Origin of the sequence: Novosphingobium humi (genome assembly GCF_028607105.1) — a bacterium.
In the GTDB taxonomy this organism is placed as follows: domain Bacteria; phylum Pseudomonadota; class Alphaproteobacteria; order Sphingomonadales; family Sphingomonadaceae; genus Novosphingobium; species Novosphingobium humi.
In genome coordinates, this window is record NZ_CP117417.1 from 3,121,080 (window position 1) to 3,137,599 (window position 16,520).

12 protein-coding genes and 2 pseudogenes are annotated in these 16,520 nt (G+C 61.7%); 9 read left to right on the forward strand and 5 right to left on the reverse strand.

Annotated elements, in window-relative coordinates:
* Positions 1-53: 53 nt before the first annotated feature.
* Genes PQ457_RS14670 through PQ457_RS14680 form a run of 3 tightly spaced genes read right to left on the reverse strand, consistent with a single transcriptional unit; the run spans position 54 to position 5,595 of the window.
* The gene (locus tag PQ457_RS14670; protein WP_273617537.1) at positions 54-1,436 is read right to left on the reverse strand and encodes an HlyD family type I secretion periplasmic adaptor subunit; all 1,383 of its coding nucleotides are present in this window, start codon (positions 1,434-1,436) and stop codon (positions 54-56) included.
* A gap of 3 nt (positions 1,437-1,439) precedes the next feature.
* Positions 1,440-3,209 carry a type I secretion system permease/ATPase gene (locus PQ457_RS14675; RefSeq protein ID WP_273617538.1) on the reverse strand — a complete coding sequence of 590 codons (1,770 nt, stop codon included), beginning with the start codon at positions 3,207-3,209 and terminating at the stop codon, positions 1,440-1,442.
* A gap of 28 nt (positions 3,210-3,237) precedes the next feature.
* Entirely contained in the window at positions 3,238-5,595 is a 2,358-nt protein-coding gene (locus PQ457_RS14680; RefSeq protein ID WP_337958474.1) for a GumC family protein, read from the reverse strand.
* A 371-nt stretch (positions 5,596-5,966) separates the two neighbouring features.
* Here PQ457_RS14680 and PQ457_RS14685 point away from each other — a divergent pair, with 371 nt between their 5' ends.
* From PQ457_RS14685 to PQ457_RS14695, 3 genes are read left to right on the forward strand one after another with little or no spacing between them, the layout of a single operon-like run.
* Positions 5,967-7,067 carry an acyltransferase family protein gene (locus PQ457_RS14685; protein ID WP_273617540.1) on the forward strand — a complete coding sequence of 367 codons (1,101 nt, stop codon included), beginning with the start codon at positions 5,967-5,969 and terminating at the stop codon, positions 7,065-7,067.
* Positions 7,064-8,209, forward strand: a complete 1,146-nt coding sequence (locus PQ457_RS14690; RefSeq protein WP_273617541.1) for a glycosyltransferase family protein — start codon at positions 7,064-7,066, stop codon at positions 8,207-8,209. The genes PQ457_RS14685 and PQ457_RS14690 overlap by 4 nt, the downstream gene beginning before the upstream one ends.
* A 20-nt stretch (positions 8,210-8,229) precedes the next feature.
* Positions 8,230-9,291: a glycosyltransferase family 2 protein gene (locus tag PQ457_RS14695; RefSeq protein WP_273617542.1), complete on the forward strand. Its 1,062-nt coding sequence runs from the start codon at positions 8,230-8,232 to the stop codon at positions 9,289-9,291.
* 58 nt (positions 9,292-9,349) lie between these two features.
* Here PQ457_RS14695 and PQ457_RS14700 read toward each other — a convergent pair.
* Positions 9,350-10,033, reverse strand: a pseudogene (locus PQ457_RS14700) (nucleotide sugar dehydrogenase); the annotation flags it as partial.
* 86 nt (positions 10,034-10,119) lie between these two features.
* Between PQ457_RS14700 and PQ457_RS14705 the strand changes: the two are divergent.
* From PQ457_RS14705 to PQ457_RS14720, 4 genes are all read left to right on the forward strand, one after another.
* A complete protein-coding gene (locus PQ457_RS14705; RefSeq protein WP_273617543.1) occupies positions 10,120-10,467 on the forward strand; it encodes a transposase in 348 nt (115 codons plus the stop codon).
* Positions 10,464-10,811, forward strand: coding sequence for an IS66 family insertion sequence element accessory protein TnpB (tnpB, locus tag PQ457_RS14710; protein WP_273617544.1), 348 nt, complete (start codon positions 10,464-10,466; stop codon positions 10,809-10,811). Before PQ457_RS14705 ends, tnpB begins: the two co-directional genes overlap by 4 nt.
* Before the next feature lie 98 nt (positions 10,812-10,909).
* Complete coding sequence (gene tnpC / locus PQ457_RS14715) at positions 10,910-12,538, forward strand: IS66 family transposase (protein ID WP_273617545.1); 1,629 nt, start codon at positions 10,910-10,912, stop codon at positions 12,536-12,538.
* Positions 12,538-12,759: a hypothetical protein gene (locus PQ457_RS14720; RefSeq protein ID WP_273617546.1), complete on the forward strand. Its 222-nt coding sequence runs from the start codon at positions 12,538-12,540 to the stop codon at positions 12,757-12,759. The genes tnpC and PQ457_RS14720 overlap by 1 nt, the downstream gene beginning before the upstream one ends.
* A 32-nt stretch (positions 12,760-12,791) precedes the next feature.
* Here the strand turns inward: PQ457_RS14720 and PQ457_RS14725 are convergent.
* Positions 12,792-13,265 (reverse strand): annotated as a pseudogene (locus PQ457_RS14725) (UDP-glucose 6-dehydrogenase); the annotation flags it as partial.
* A gap of 371 nt (positions 13,266-13,636) precedes the next feature.
* Between PQ457_RS14725 and PQ457_RS14730 the strand changes: the two are divergent.
* Both PQ457_RS14730 and PQ457_RS14735 read left to right on the forward strand, forming a co-directional pair.
* Positions 13,637-14,668, forward strand: a complete 1,032-nt coding sequence (locus PQ457_RS14730; RefSeq protein ID WP_273617547.1) for an IS110 family RNA-guided transposase — start codon at positions 13,637-13,639, stop codon at positions 14,666-14,668.
* Positions 14,669-14,968: 300 nt separating this feature from the next.
* Complete coding sequence (locus PQ457_RS14735; protein ID WP_273619343.1) at positions 14,969-16,183, forward strand: IS701 family transposase; 1,215 nt, start codon at positions 14,969-14,971, stop codon at positions 16,181-16,183.
* The last annotated feature ends 337 nt before the right edge of the window (positions 16,184-16,520 follow it).

Consider the following 16,520-nt stretch of genomic DNA (forward strand, 5'->3'; position numbering starts at 1 on the left):
TCCCGCCAGCAAATGAAAAGGCCCCCTTGGTCGCAAGGGGGCCTTTCGTGTGATTACAGCTCGTGCCCGCTGCGCCACAGCGCCTGTCGGAACGGCTCCATAAGATATTCGACCAGCGTGCGCTTCTTGGCCTTGATCAGAACCTGCGCCGGCAGGCCCGGCTTGAGCGCCGAGCTGCGGCCCTTCAACTGATTGATTTTTTCCATATCCTTGGGATCGACCGTCACCTCGATCGTGTAGAAGGAGGTGTTCGACTTTTCATCGGTAATGATATCGGCAGAAACCCTCGTCACCTTGCCTTCAATCATTGGCAGGCGGCGTTCATGCAGCGAGGGAAAGCGCAGCTCGGCAACATTGCCCACCCGCAGGTCATTGGCTTCATTCGGATTGACATGCGCCGTGACCACCAGATTGGCTTCCTTGGGCACAATATCCATCAGCTTTTGCCCCCCGGCGATGACCCCGCCGACGGTAAACACCGTCAGCCCCACCACCGAACCCGATGCCGTGGCGCGGATCTTGGTGGCCTCGACCAGATGGCGCGCGGCATTCCATTTAGGCAGGATATCGGCCAGACTTTCATCCGCCTTGCGCAATTCGTCGGCGGCGGCACGGTCATTGTCCGTGCCCAGCGACATGGAGCGCATCTGGGTTTCGCCCAGTTGCGCACCGATTGAGGCGCGGTCGGCCGTAAGCCCTGCATTCTGCCCCGACAATTGCGCCCGCGCGCGTTCCAGTTCGCGCACGCGGTTCATGCTGGCATAGCCCTGATCGGCCAGAGCCCGCACGCCCGACAGTTCATCATCGAACAACGAGGCCTGCTTTTCCCCCGATACGATCTGCTCGCTCAACCCGCCGCGCTTTTTCTCCAGTTGGGCGGCCTGTTTTTGCAGAACACGGCGCTGCTGCCCGATTGCAGTATAATGGGCAGCCAGCACGGCGCGCTGCAGCCGCATGGCGTCATCGGCCAATTTTCGGTCCTGCGGATCCAGATTGGCAAAGGCGGCCGGTTCGGCCACGGCGCGCTGGTTGGTCAGTTCCGCCTGCAATCTGGCCTTTTCGGCCTGAAGCCCGATAACCTGGCTGGCGAGCGCGCGCTCATTGGCGGCCACTTCGCCCCCGTTCAATTCGAGCAGGATCTGGCCGGTGGTGACATACTGACCTTCGTGGACATAGAGCGCGCTGACCACGCCGCCGTCGCGATGCTGGACCGCCTGGCGGTTACCATAAACGGTGACGACGCCTTCGGCGGTGGCGGCGCTGTCGAGGGGGACGGCGAACGAAAAGATGCCAAATCCCAGAAAGAAGAGCAGGATAACCGCCCAGCCGCCCCAGATATCGCGGTGGCTGCTGGCCTCGATCATCTTGATTCCGCCCGAGAGTTTCATATTCTCGGTGTTGACGACCTCCATCGTAACAATATTGCTGTCCGACATGGATCAATCCTTCGACGCTTTTTCGGGTGTTTCCTGCGGAACGACGGCTTTGCCCCCGGACAATCGCTCCATCACGTCTTTGCGCGGCCCAAACATTTCGGCCCGGCCGTCGCGAATAACCAGCAATTTGTCGACATCGGCCAGAATGCCCGCCCGATGCGCCACCACGATGATGGTCACCCCCTGTTTACGCAGTTCGGCCAAGGTCCGAATCAGATGCATCTCTCCCTCGGCGTCGAGCGCCGAATTGGGCTCATCCAGCACCAGAACGCACGGCGAACCGAAAAGAGCGCGGGCCAGAGCCACTCGCTGCGCCTGTCCGACCGACAGGCCGCTGCCGTTATAGGTCAATTCGGTGTCATAGCCGTGCGGCAGGCGCAGAATGAATTCATGCACCCCGCTCAATTGCGCCACGCGCACCACTTCGGCGTCTAGCCCCCCCTCGCCGGGAAAGGTTTCCTGAAAGCGCGCGATGTTTTCCTTGATCGTGCCGCGAAACAGCGTCGGTTCCTGCGGGACATAGCCCAGCGCCCCGGCCAACTGGCGCTCCGGCCAGTCGATCAAAGCCGCGCCGTCGATACGCACCGAACCGTTGACCAGCGGCGCGATCCCGACCAGCGCGCGCGCCAGCGTCGATTTGCCCGCCCCGCTGGGCCCGATGATGCCCAGCATTTCGCCCGGCATCAGCCCAAAGCTGACCCCTTGCAGCAAGAGCCGATCGCGCGCGGGCGAGGCCACCGACACACCTTCGACCGAAACGCGGCCCTGCGCATCGGGCAACCATGTACGCTGGGGCGTCGGACCGACGCCGTCAAACAGCAGGCCGATCTGCTCATAGGCCGCGCGGGCCTGCACCAGACTTTTCCAAGCGGCAGTGACCATTTCGATCGGCGCCAGCGCACGTGAGACCAGCAGCGAGGCGGCGAAAATCGCACCCGGCGACATCTGCTGGCTGATCACCAGATAGGCCCCCAGCCCCAGCGCCAGCGATTGCAGCATCAGGCGGATCGCCTTAACGAAGGAGGTGATGACCGCCGTCTGCAACCCGGCGCGGGCGCTGATCAGGTTCGAGGTCAGGCGTTCACTGATCTGGATGCGGACAAAGGCCTTGCGCATCCCCAGCGCCCCAATCACCCCGGCCTGCCCCAGCGCGCTGTCCATCGCCTGAAACAGCGATTGGTTGGCGCCCACCACCTTCTGGATCGCCGCCTTGGTCACCTTCTCGTTCAGCCAGCTGAGAAGGCCGAGGATCAGGCCGCCCACCAGCGCAAACAGGCCGAGCAGCGGGTGCAGGATGGTGCAGACGATGATATAGATCGGCGCCCAGGGCAAATCGAAGAGCGCCAGCATCCCTTGCCCGGTCAGGGCCCCGCGCAATTGGTCAAATTCGCGCATCAGGCTGGAATTGGTGACCGTCCCGCTGCTGGCTCCGGCGCGCATCAGCGCATCGAAAATCCGGCCTGACAACTGCACGTCCAGCTTTTGGCTGGCGATGACGAACAGCCTTGTGCGAATGAGATCCAGCACCGCAATCGTGCTTGCCGCCGCGACAAACAACAGGGTGAGCAAGCCAAGCGTGGCAAAACCACGCGTGGGCACCACCCTGTCATAGACCTGGAGCATGTAAATGGTGGGTGCGAGATAAAGAATGTTCAGAAAGGCGCTGAAAATGCCCGCGTTGACGAAAAACACGCGGCACATTTTCAGCGCTTCCTGAATCTGCATCTCCCGCCCGGATTGCGGCAATTGCGCCTTTTTCACGGCATCCTCCATTCAGCGGGAATGATTTTCTGGCATATTTTCAGGAATGATAGGTGGAAAGGCTGCGGTGATAGCCATAGGCTTCGCCCACGCCGATCGAGGCATATTTGCGCGTGTCGACCAGCGTCAGGGCCGTGCCTACCACGCGGGCGCCCGACTGGTTGAGCACATCGACCGAGACCTTGGCCGCCTTGACGCTCGACTTGCGCCAGCGGCAAACCATCAGCGTAGCATCCGACAGCCAGCCCAGCAGCCTTGTATCGGCCACGGCCAGAACCGGCGCGGTGTCGATGATGATGACGTCGAATTGTTTGCGCAATTCGTTCATCAGCGCCCCGATCGCCTCGGCCTGAAACGCGCCCGATGACATTTCCTTGACCAGCGCGGGCAGCACCGCAAGATTGCTGCGCGGGTCCTTCAACAAGGCATCGGCCAGCGAAACCTTGCCATTCAGCACACTGATCAGGCCATGGCGCGCGCCCGGCACCAGCAACTGGCTGGCCGAACAGCGACGCAGATCGCCATCGATCAGCAGCACCCGCGCATGCCCTTCGGCCAGCACGCGGGCCAGGCTGATGGCCAGCGTGGTCTTGCCTTCGCGCGGCAGCGAAGAGGCCAGCGTGACGACCTTGGACGCGCCGGGCCGGTTCAGCTTGAGAAAAGCGCCGATGTTGCGCACCGCCTCGGTATAGACCGAGAAGGGGTGATCCAGCACAAAGTCCTCGGGCGCACCACCGGCCTGCGCCTTGGGCAGCTTGGTGATGTCGGGCAGGCCGCCGGCATATTCGACGTTGAGATTGCTCACCACGTCCTGACGCGTGCTGATGCTGTCATCGAGATATTCGGCAACCGCAACCCCGACCAGGCCGAGCATGACCGCCACAATGCCCCCGAACAGCAGCGCCAGCGGATAGTTGGGCCACAGCGGCTTTTCGCCGGGACGGGCCACGGCCGCGATGCTGGCATCGGGCAAGGGCGCCTTGGCCAGAGCCTGCACTTCCTTCGAACGCTGGAGGAAATTGGTGTAAACGGTCTTGCTGGCATCGGCCTTGCGCTGAAGGTCGGCCAGACCCACCTGGGCCGAACTGTTGGCCACCAGCGAGCTGCGCGCACCGCCAAGGCTGTTCTGGAGCGAGGCCAGATTCGAGCTGGCCGCCGACACATCGGCCCGCAGCGAGGCCAGAATGCGGCTGGTTTCGGCCGCGATCTGCTGGCGCACATCGGCCAGATTGCGCTTGGCCCGGATCACGTCTGGGTGCAGATCGCCATAGCGGGACTGCAATTCGGCCAGTTGCGCGCTCTGCTGCGCTTCCTGAACACGCATGGAACGGATCGTCTCGGACTGGACAACCGCGCCCACGCCGCCGCTGCCGCCGCTCGACAATTGTCCGCGGGCGGCCTCATAGCGGGCCAGAGCCTGGGCGTAATTGGCGCGCGCCGTGGCGATCTGTTCGTTCAGCGAGGAGACCTGCTGCTCGGCAACGGTCGCCCCCTGCGCGCTCATCAGATTGTGCGAATTAATATAGGCCTGAAGATTGGCGTCATCCTGCAAGGCGGTGCGGCGCAGTTCATCGGCATGGCTGGAAACAAATGTGCCGGCCAGTTCGGTTTCGCTCTGCTTGGCGGTGCTTTGCGTCAGCAGATATTGGCGAGCGATGCTGTTGGCGATGGCGGCGGCCATCTCAGACGACTGGGCCGTGGCGGTCACATCGATCACATAGGTCAGGCCCGAACGCTGAATCCGCAGATGCTTGAGCAGCGTGGTCATGGCCGCGTGCTCATCCAGGCTCATCGCCACCGGTTGCCCCGCCCGGGTTGCGACAGTTGTCTTCGCATCGGACCTATCGGTCTGGCGAAATTCGGGATTGCTCGCCAGATGCAGCTCGCGCACCGTGGCCAGCGCCACTTCGGGCGAACCGATCAGGCGCGTCTGCGTATCGACCACATAAGTATCGGCGGGCAATCCGGGCACAACCGGCGTGCTGCCGATAGGGTCGGCCTTGCGCGGCTCGATCAGGATGCTGGCCGTCGAAGAATAGATCGGCCTGGACATGAACAGAGCGGCAAGAACCGCGCTGATCACCAGAGCGAATACACAGGTAAAAACGACGATTCGCCGTAAAAACAGGGCAAGAAGATGACGAGGGTCGGGCAGAATGACGTTTTTCTCCCGAGGCGGATTATCATACCTAAGCTCAACTGGTGCGGTGGCCATTAGCTTTCTCCTTACCGTAAGGGTATTCCGGTAACTCGCCGCCGAGTACAACCAAAGTTGGGTCCGAAACGAAGGCGACCAAACCAAAGCGTCTTTGGTTTGGATAAAGTGTTCGTTTCTGACGAAGACTTGATTTGGTGGATTTTGTGGCCGCGTCCCGGCCTGTTCGGGACATGCCCGCATCACAACCCGGTTTCGTTAACGATAAGCGCCTGCGCAACGCCGTAACCGGCCCCTTGGCGGGCCGGGGCGGGATATTTTCGCCGTGCGGGGCGGCTACATTGCTCCGATATGGATAAAACCTTAGTGGTTTGGGCGCGGCCGGCCTTTCCCGCCCAATGCCCGCCGGAAGCCGCAATACCGGCCCGCCGCCCCCCCTCCCCGCCTGAAAGGCGTCACCCGACTCGCGATCCGCCACGTCGGCAATAAACCCATATGGTTTTACAACCTTCCCCAATGCGGTCATATCGGTGCCATCATGGCATGAAGCGGCTGCGCAATTGTGCCACATCCTTTGGCGTCATCCATGAGGGAGCGCCCGAGGCGAGATCAGATTGACCTCCTTCCCCCACCCTAGCCCGCCATCGCCCGTCAACTGGCCCGAACCAGCGCGCGCAGAGGCGCATCGCCGCGCCCGGCTGGATTATCTGGACGGGTGGCGCGGCGCGTCGATCCTGCTGGTTCTGGCGGGGCATTTTCTGCACATACCCGTGCTTGAGGCGGGCAAGCTGGGCGTCGAACTTTTCTTCGTGCTCAGCGGCAGGCTGATGGCCGAGATCCTGTTCATCGAACGCATGCCGCTGCGCCATTTCTATCCCCGGCGGATCGCGCGCATCTATCCCGCGCTGCTGGTGATGATCGCGGTCTCGACGCTGGCGCTGGCCCATACATCCATGGCCATCGGCCCGAAATATGCCGCAGCGGCGGCCTTGCTGGTCTATAATTACGCCGCGGCGCTGGGCTATCACGCGGGCGCGATCGATCATATCTGGTCGCTCTGTGTCGAAGAACACGCCTATCTGACACTCGGCCTTATCGCCGCGTTGACGGCGCGGCGACCGGCGCGTGCCTGGGCCTTGCTGCTGGCGCTCAGCCTGCTGGCCATGGCCAATGGGGTGATCAGCACCGCCGTGCTGGGGCAGAACTGGTATCAATCCTACTGGCGCTCGGATGTGCATATTGCCTCGATCCTGATCCCGGCGGTCCTGTTTCTCAGCCGCCAATGGCATCCGCAATGGTGGGCGGTGCGCGCATGGATGATCCCGGCGGCGCTGGTGGTGGGGGCGGCCTGCTTTGCGGGCGATCTGAACCATCCCCCCGTGTGGACCGGCACGCTGGGCACGATCGCCATCGCCTTTGCGCTGGTCTGGCTGGATCGCGGACCGGTCTGGCTGGTGCGGGCGCTGTCATGGCGCGGGCTGTGCGCGGTGGGGCTGCTGTCCTACTCGCTCTATCTCTGGCAGCAACCCTTCTACATCCATGCCCGCGATGGCGATCTCGCTCTGCGCATGGCCTCGCTGGCCGGGGCAGCTGTCATGGCCCTTATCAGCTATTACGCCGTAGAGCGGCCCGCTCGCTCGTGGTTGAACCTGCACTATAAACGCTGGCTGGCCCAGAGGCGCGCTATGCCGCAGGCGATGGGGGCCGAGGGATGACCCGCGCCGCCGAACACGCCTCGATGCGCCCCCGAATCCTGTATCTGGTCCATAATCTCCATGACGCGGCGGTGCGCCGCCGTCTGGCCATGTTCGAAGCTCATGGCGCGCAGGTCACTCTTGCCGGTTTTCGCCGCGCCGGATCATCGCAGGGCCAGACCGGATCGGCGGGCGTGATCGATCTGGGCATAACCGCCGATGGCCAATTGGCCCGACGTGCGTGGAGCGTGCTGCGCCATTGCCTGACGCCAGGCCGCCTGAGGCAACAGGCCAGACAGGCCGATGTCATCGTCGCGCGCAATCTGGAAACGCTGGTGATCGCGCGCCGGATCCTCCAACCGGGCCAGCGTCTGGTCTATGAATGTCTCGACATTCACCGGCTGCTGCTGGGCGACAGCTGGAAAACCCGGCTGCTGCACCGGATCGAAGGCTGGGCGCTGGCGCGCACGGCGCTGATTTTGATCAGCGCACCCCTGTTTCTGTCCGAATATTTCGTGGCGCGGCGCGGGTGGCAGGGTCCTCACCTGCTGTCGGAAAACAAGGTGCCGCAACAGGCGGCCCCGGCCAGCCTGCCTCCCTCGGCCGACGCCGGGCCGCCATGGGTCATCGGCTGGTTCGGCATGCTGCGCTGTCGGCGCAGTCTGGCCCTGCTGCGTGCCATCGCGGGCGCGGCAGAAGGGCGGATCAAGGTGGTGATCGCGGGCATCCCCTCGGAGGCCGAATTCGGCGCCGATTTTGCGGGGCAACTGGCCGATGATCCCCATGTCGAATTTGTCGGGCCCTATGGTGCAGGCGATCTGCCGGATCTGTATCGCCGCATCCATTTCATCTGGGCGATCGACTATTTCGAGGAAGGGCTCAATTCCGCCTGGCTCCTGCCCAACCGGCTTTACGAAGGGCTGGCCCATGGCGCCATCCCGATCGCTCTGGCCCATGTCGCCACCGGCCAATGGCTGATCCGGCACGGGGTGGGGGTGACCTTGGGTAATCCGGCGCGGGAACTACCCGCCTTTCTCGCCGCGCTCAGGCCGCAGGCCTATGACGGGCTGTGTCAGGCCGTGCGCGCCCTGCCGCCGGACGCCGTGCGCCAGTCCGAGGCCGAGAGTCGGAATGATTTCCGCATTATATCAGGTGCTTCATGAATGCGATGAACCCGCCGAACATGCCCATGGCGACAGAGGCTCTGGCTCAAACGCTGATCGTCATCCCCTGCCTGAACGAAGAGGCGCATCTGCCCGGACTGCTCAGCCAATTGCTGACCCAGAGCGGCGGGGCGACCATCGTGGTGGCCGACGGCGGCAGCACCGACCAGAGCCGGGCCATTGTGAACCGGATGGCGGCCGACCATCCCAATCTGATCCTGCTGGACAATCCGCGCCGGATTCAAAGCGCCGGCGTCAATCTGGCCGTCCGGCGCTTTGGCGCGGCGCATCTCTGGCTGGTGCGGATCGATGCCCATTGCCTTTATCCCGACCATTATGCCGCCAGGCTGATCGATGCCGCGCTGACAACCGGGGCCAGTTCTGTTGTCGTCCCGATGGTCACGGATGGCTTTGCCTGTTTCCAGCGCGGCGTGGCGGCGGCGCAAAATTCGCGATTAGGCACTGGCGGCGCAGCGCATCGGCATTTGGGCCATGGCCGGTGGATCGAACATGGCCATCATGCGCTGTTCGACCTGTCGCTCTATTGCCGGGCGGGCGGGTATGACGAGGCCTTCTCGCATAATGAAGACGCCGAACTGGATAAGCGACTGACCGCGCTGGGCGGTCGGATCTGGCTTGAGCCGACGGGCGCGCTGACCTATTTTCCGCGCCGCACGCCCTTGGCCCTGTTGCGCCAGTATCGCGGCTATGGCTTTGGCCGGGCCCAGAACATTGCCCGCCACCGCTCCCCGCTGCGCCTGCGTCAGGCGATACCGGTGCCGGTGGCGCCGGTGGCCTGTATCGGCCTGATGGCGCTGCCGCTGGCGGCGCTTGAACCTGGGGCTGTTTTTCTGGCGGTGCCGATGCTGCTGTGGCTTTTGGCCTGCGGAACCTATGGTTTGATGCTGGGCTGGAAACAAAAGTCGGCCTGCGTCGCATTTTCGGGGCTGGCCATGGCGGTCATGCATTTGGGCTGGTCGATGGGGTTCTGGCAATTTGTGCTGACCCGTCCGACGGATGGGGGGGCGCCTGCGGCCATCATTCCGGGCCAGCCGAATGCCGGGGCTGACCTCTCGCGATGAAAATATAAATCCCGCGAAGAACCGGCCTGCGCAGGATTTTTCCTTTTTGGATAAAGGCTTACTGCCTTCCGATGCTGGTGTACTGGAATCCCTTTGCGCGGGCGTCGGCGGGGTCGAAGACGTTGCGCAGGTCGATCAGGACGGGGGCGTTGAGCGCGCCCTTGAGCCGTTCCAGATCAATGGCGCGGAAGGCGTCCCATTCGGTCACGACCACGGCCACATCGACCCCGGTCACCACCTCAAAGGCGCTGTTCACCATCTTGACCTCGGGCATCAGCGGGGCGGCCGCCTCCATCCCCTCGGGATCATAGGCCACCACATGCACGCCCGCATCCGCCAGCGTTTGGGCAATCGCAATCGAGGGCGCGTCGCGCATGTCGTCGGTGTTGGGCTTGAAGATCAGGCCCAGCAGCGCCGCCGTCTTGCCGCGCGCCTCGGCCGGGCCGCCCAGCGCATCGACCACCTTGCGCCCCATCGCGCGCTTGCGCGTGTCATTGACATTGACCACCGCCTCGACGATGCGGGTCGGGCTGTCATAATCCTCGGCCGTTTTCAGCAGCGCCAGCGTGTCCTTGGGGAAGCACGAGCCGCCATAACCCGGCCCGGCGTGGACGAACTTCGAACCGATCCGGTTGTCCATGCCGATGCAGCGCGCGACATCCTACACATTGCCGCCTACCTTTTCGCACAGATCCGCGATCTCGTTGATGAAGGTGATCTTGACCGCCAGGTACGCCTCCGATAGCGGCCGCCTTGTGGATGCCCATCCGGTGTGGATTTAGGCCCCGGTGCTAGCTCTGGTGTTAGTACTGGTGCGAAGGATCAGTGGTGGGACAAGTAACGGTTTTTGCAGGCTCGGAGCGCCGTCGGATTTGGGATGATGCAGAGAAGCTGGCGCTATTGGCGCGGGCTTTTGCCCCTGGTGCGGTTCTGGCCCATGTTGCGCGGGCGGCCGATGTGCATCCAAGCCAGCTTTACCGGTGGCGCAAGGAGTTTGGCTTTACGCCGGACGGTGGAACGCAAGGTTTTGCGCAAGTCGTCGTGCAGCCCGATCCACCTGAAGTTGCCCGCCGGGCTTGCGCCATCAGGGTGTGCCTGAACGGAGCGGAAGTGGAAATCGGCGAACATGCGCCATTGCCATTGGCAACCGCTGTCCTGCAGGCGCTGTCGCGATGATCCCCGTTTCAGGCAATGCGCGGATCTGGCTAGCGCTGGGACATACCGATATGCGGCGAGGCATGCGCTCACTGGCATTGCAGGTGCAACAGGCACTCAGGAAGGACGTGCATACCGGCGACCTGTTTGTCTTCCGGGGACGAAGCGGATCTTTGTGCAAGATCCTGTGGCATGACGGGATTGCCATGTCCTTATACATCCGCCGCCTGGAGCGGGGGCGGTTCGTCTGGCCGGCAACAAAGGAAGGAACCGTGGCGATCCCGGCCTCGGCACTGGCATGTCTGCTCGAAGGGATCGACTGGCGCGCGCCGCAGGAAACCTGGCGCCCGGCACAGGTTGGTTGATGCACTCAGCCCCCATTCGGGCGCTTTCCTGAAAGGTGAAATGGCGCTGAAAATGGCGAAAATGCTGGGGTTTTGACGAATTTCTGCTATGCGGGCGCATGTCCGCAATTGAGCCTTCCCAGGAGCTGTCACGCCTGCGCGCCGAGTTGTCCTGTGCGCAGGCTCATGCTCTCGAGACGGAAGCGGAACTGGCCAGAGTTCGGGCCGTCAATGCCGATCTGCAGGCTCGTAACGCACATCTTGAGCTGATGAACGAGAAGATGCGCCGCGATAAATATGGCGCGAGTTCCGAACGTCGGCGGGTGCTTGATCAGTTCGAGATCGCCTTTGAGGAAGCAGAGGCCGATGCCAGTGCGGCTGAGATGGAAGGCCAGATCGCTGCGGCCAGAACCACGAGCGTTGCCCCATTCACCCGCAAGCGCGCCACGCGCCGGGACTTTCCAGCCGATCTGCCGCGTGAAGACATCGTGATCCCGGCACCTGAACAATGTCCCTGTTGTGGTTCGGGCAGTCTCAGCCGCTTACCCGCCGACATCACCGAAACGCTTGAGAAGGTGCCTGCGCGCCACAAGGTTATCCGCACGATCCGCGAGAAGGTCTCCTGTCGTCGTTGCGAGAAAATCAGCCAGCCCCCGGCGCCATTCCATGTGACGCCGCGCGGCATGTTCGGGCCGCACTTTCTCGCCAACCTCGCCTTCCAGAAATATGGTCTCCACCAACCGCTCAATTCTCAGCGCGACCGGCTTGAAGCCGAAGGCATTCCGATCAGTCTCTCGACACTGGCGGACCAGATCGGTGCCATCAGTGTCGTGACAAGGCCCTTGTTCCTTCTCCTTGAAGCCCATGTTCTGGGCGGTGACAGGCTCCATGCCGACGACACCACTCTGCCGCTGCTGGCCAGATACAAGACCGATATCGCCAGAATCTGGGATTACGTGCGCGACGACAGCCCCTTTGGCGGGCTCTCGCCGCCCGGCGTGGTCTGCTATTACTCCCGCAATCGCAAGGGAGAACATCCCCGTGGTCATCTGGCCGGATATGGCGGCATCCTTCAGGTTGATCGCTTTGCCGGTTTCAATGAAATGTTCCGGCAAAGCACCATGACCCGCGCCAATTGTTGGGCCCATTCACGTCGCCAGTTCTTCGAACTGGTCGATGTCGCGCGCCAACTCAAACGCAAAAAGGGCAAGCCGCCTATCGTCTCACCTCTTGCCATGGAGGCGCTGGAGCAAATCGACCGGATCTTTGCCATTGAGCACACCATCAATGGCCAATCCGCCGCCCAGCGCCTGCAGGTTCGGCAGGACAGCGTTGCCCCGCTTGTGCGCGATCTCGAAGTCTGGATGCGCAGGCATCTTGGCTTGCTCTCGCGTCACGATGCTGTTGCCAAGGCCATCGCATACATGCTCAACGACTGGGAGGGTTTCACCGCCTTCCTTGGCGATGGCAGGATCTGTCTCACAAACAATGCGGCCGAACGGCAGCTGCGCGGTGTGGCTCGAGGCAGAAAAGCATGGCTGTTCGTCGGCTCCGATCGCGGCGGTGAGCGGGCAGCGATGATGTACAGCTTCTTTGGCTCGGCCCGGCTTAACGGCATAGATCCGCTGGCTTGGTTTACCGACGTTCTCGCCCGCATCGCTGACATACCCCAAGGCCAGTTGCACGAGTTGCTTCCGTGGAACTGGAAAGCAGCCCAGCAGACTCAAATTGCAGAATTGGCCGCCTGATGCAGAGAAACAAGGTCTATGCCGTCACGACCCTCACCAGGGTCGCACTGGACCTGGGCGAAGATGAGGACTTCCTCTTTGACCTCACCGACCAGATGGACACCGAAGACGGACTGATCTGGGTTTACGGCACGGGCGATGAGCCTGTTCTTGCTCTCTCCAGCGATGGCGTCGACTGTCTCCAGGACATCATCGCCGAGCACCGCCGGAGCCAATTCTGATCTCACGGGCGGCCGCTATCGGAGGCGTACACCGCCAGAAACGCGTTGGCGGCATATTTGATCATTTCGGAAGACCGGCGGCTGGTGAGCAGGATCGGCGCCTTGTTGATGAACAGCGGGCGATAGACTTCGTTCATGATGCCCTTGGACCATTCACCCTCAACCCCCACGACGATGCGGTCGGGGCGCTTGAAATAGCCGATGGCCGCCCCCTCACGCAGGAATTCCGGGTTCGAGGCTACGCCGAAGCGCACCTTGGTGCCCGTCTCGGCGATGATGCGCTCAACCTCGTCGCCGGTGCCCACCGGAACGGTCGATTTGGTGACGATCACGGCCGGCGTCTTCAGATTTTCGCCCACTTCCTGCGCGACCTCATAGACATAGGACAGGTCCGCATGGCCGTCGCCCCGGCGGCTGGGCGTGCCCACCGCGATGAAGATCGCCTGCGCGCCCTCGATCCCTTCGGCCAGATCGGTGGTGAAGGACAGCCGCCCCGCCTTCACATTGCCCGAGCAACCATCGCAATCTTCATCGTCAAATCCCCCAACCGTTAAGCATTGCGCCGAAAAAATCCATCGCGCTTGACGTTATTATAAATAATTTTCAAAAATAATATTTATAATTATTTCTACAACTCGATTTTAGGGAAAGCAGAGATCATTCACACTCATTTACAATACATTGAAGCAAGCAATACAATAACGCTATTTCCCTTATCAGAATTCCGATGCCCCCAATGAAAGATGGCCTTGATATTGGCCTAGATGCCGTAATGGGCCAGCGTCTCCAAGATAGCCAAGTGGGTGGCTGTCCCTCAGAATGATGGTGTTGAACGAGGTCCGAGAGATCGGCCTCAAGCATCATGAGAGGAACAGCCATGGAGCATTATGCCGGAATCGATGTCTCACTGAAAGAGAGCAGCGTGTGCATTGTGGACGCGAAGGGCAAGGTGGTGCGGGAGGTTAAGGTCGCCAGCGAGCCTGAATGCCTTGTCGGTTATTTCGACGAGTTGGATCTGTCGGTGGTTCGCGTTGGCCTTGAAGCAGGCCCGCTTTCCCAGTGGTTGCATGCTGCCCTTGCCGCATCAGGTCGGGAGGTCGTGCTGCTGGAAACCCGCCATGTGAAGGCGGCGCTTTCGGCGATGACGGTGAAGACTGATCGCAAGGATGCGCGGGGGATCGCGCAATTGCTTCGCATGGGTTGGTATCGGCCGGTTCATGCAAAATCGCCACCGGCCCAGGATGTCCGGGCACTTCTGGTCGGACGCAAGCTTTTGCAGGGCAAGCTCCTCGACGTGGAACTAAGCATCCGGGGTATCCTGCGCGGCTACGGATTGAAGGTTGGCGAGGTCAGCCGTGGGCGTTTCGAGGCGCGCATTCGTGAACTGATCGAAGGACACCCCGCATTGTCGGTTGTGATCGGTGGGATGCTAGCCGCGCGAACCGCTCTGTGGGACGAGTTCACGCGGCTCCACCGGGCGATGCTTAAAATCGCCCGCGCCGACCAAGTCTGCCAGAGATTGATGACGGCACCTGGCGTAGGGGCGCTGGTTGCGTTGACCTATCGATCGGCCGTGGATGATCCGGCCCGGTTTGGGAAATCGAGCACGGTGGGCGCCTACTTCGGACTCACACCGAAGAAATATCAATCCGGCGAAACGGATCGCGATGGTGGCGTCAGCAAGGTCGGCGACGCGATGGTGCGGACCGCCTTGTTCGAGGCGGCGCATATCATGTTGACGCGAGCGACACGCTTTTCCAGCCTCAAGCGCTGGGCACTGGATGTAGCGCAGCGCCGCGGCATGAAACGCGCGAAGGTGGCACTGGCACGCAAGCTGGGGGTGGTCCTGCATCGCTTGTGGATCGATGCGACGGACTTTCGCTGGGGCGCGAATGCTGTGGCGGTATGAGGAGAGTGATGTGATTGACGCGGTGAAGTGAGAGGACTGCGTCTGATGAGGTCCCGTCGCTGGGGCGCAGGCTTGGCAAGGTCGTGTGTAGTGCTGTGATCACCTCGGTGAAGCACGCTTCCTAGATTGACCTGTCAGCTTGAGGATCTGATGGCATGGTGTGGCAACCTCGGTGTTGACCACGGACAGAAGCATGATCCCGGCGACGAGATAATCATTCAGAGGGACTTGACGAATGCAGGCCCATTACAGAAGCATTACAGTTGCATATTGATTGAAATTCTGAATCAATGGGTCTCCATGGTAAGGAGGCCGTGGATGACTGGCGCATCGATCGAAACGACACTGGAGCTATGGGCGTCTTCGCTGCGGGATGTGAAGCCGCGTATGCGCGCGTTGTTCACCCAGGAACGAGTTGCGGCATCGGCGAACCTTTTTCTGGATGGTTTGTTGGGCGACGAGCGCCGCAAGACCGGTTGGATGCGCGCTGAGGCGGCAGGAGATCCCGGGCCATGGCGACAGCAGGCTATATTGGGCCGGGGGCGCTGGGACGCGGACGGGCTGCGCGACATTGTGCGGGAGTATGTTGTCGAGAACCTCGCTACGCAGGACGCCGTTCTGGTCATTGATGAGACCGGATTTCTCAAGCAGGGCAAGGCATCCTGTGGTGTTGCGCGTCAATATACCGGCTCGGCGGGCAAGATCACGAATTGCCAGATCGGGGTGTTCGCCGCCTATGTATCGACACGGGGTCATGCCTTTATGGATCGTGCGCTCTATTTGCCCAAGAGTTGGACCGGCGATCCGGCGAGGCTGGCTGCCGCGCACGTTCCCGAGACCGTCGCCTTTGCCACCAAGCCGGCTTTGGCTGTCGATATGATAGGGCGCGCGCTGGCAGCGGATGTACCCTTTTCATGGGTGGCGGCCGATGCGGTATATGGCGTAGGCGACATCGAAGGCGCGCTACGCAGAGCCTGTAAAGGCTACGTGCTCGGGGTAAAATCCGATCATTACTTCGGTTCATGGGGAGGCAAGCCCATGGTCGCGGGCAAAGCGGAGGAGATTGCCCGCGATCTTGCGCCCGATGTATGGCAGCGTCTGTCTGCTGGCGAGGGAACCAAGGGCGCGCGGCTTCATGACTGGGCTTACTGTGAACTCGCCGATCTCGAAGCTGATGAATATGATGAGACGAAATCAGGGCTTTGGACCCGGGGCCTTCTGATCCGCCGCAATATCAGCGATGGCGATCTCGCTTTCTTCACAACATGGTGTCCCGCCGGGACAGGCATCCAGACGCTTGTTTCCGTCGAAGGTCATCGCTGGGCAATCGAAGACAGCTTCGAAACCGCCAAGAACGAGCTCGGCCTTGACCACAACGAAACGCGATCATGGCATGGCTGGCACCGCCACATCTCACTCGTGATGCTCGCCTTCGCCATGATGGCGGTGATCCGATATCGCGCCAATGCCCCGACGCCCCCAAAAAGACCGAGGATACGGAGCACCAGGATCTGATCCGATGGTCCATTCAGGAAGTCCGACGCATCGCCAACAAGCTTGCCCAGCGCCGTATCGAGCCCGCCCATATTATCACATGGTCATGCTGGAGACGAGCACATCAGGCTGCCGCAAAGCGCGCTCACATAAAGTCAAAAACGCAACTGTAATGCTTCTGTAATGGGCCTGCATTCGTCAAGTCCCTCTGAATGATTATCTCGTCGCCGGGATCATGCTTCTGTCCGTGGTCAACACCGAGGTTGCCACACCATGCCATCAGATCCTCAAGCTGACAGGTCAATCTAGGAAGCGTGCTTCACCGAGGTGATCACAGCACTACACACGACCTTGCCAA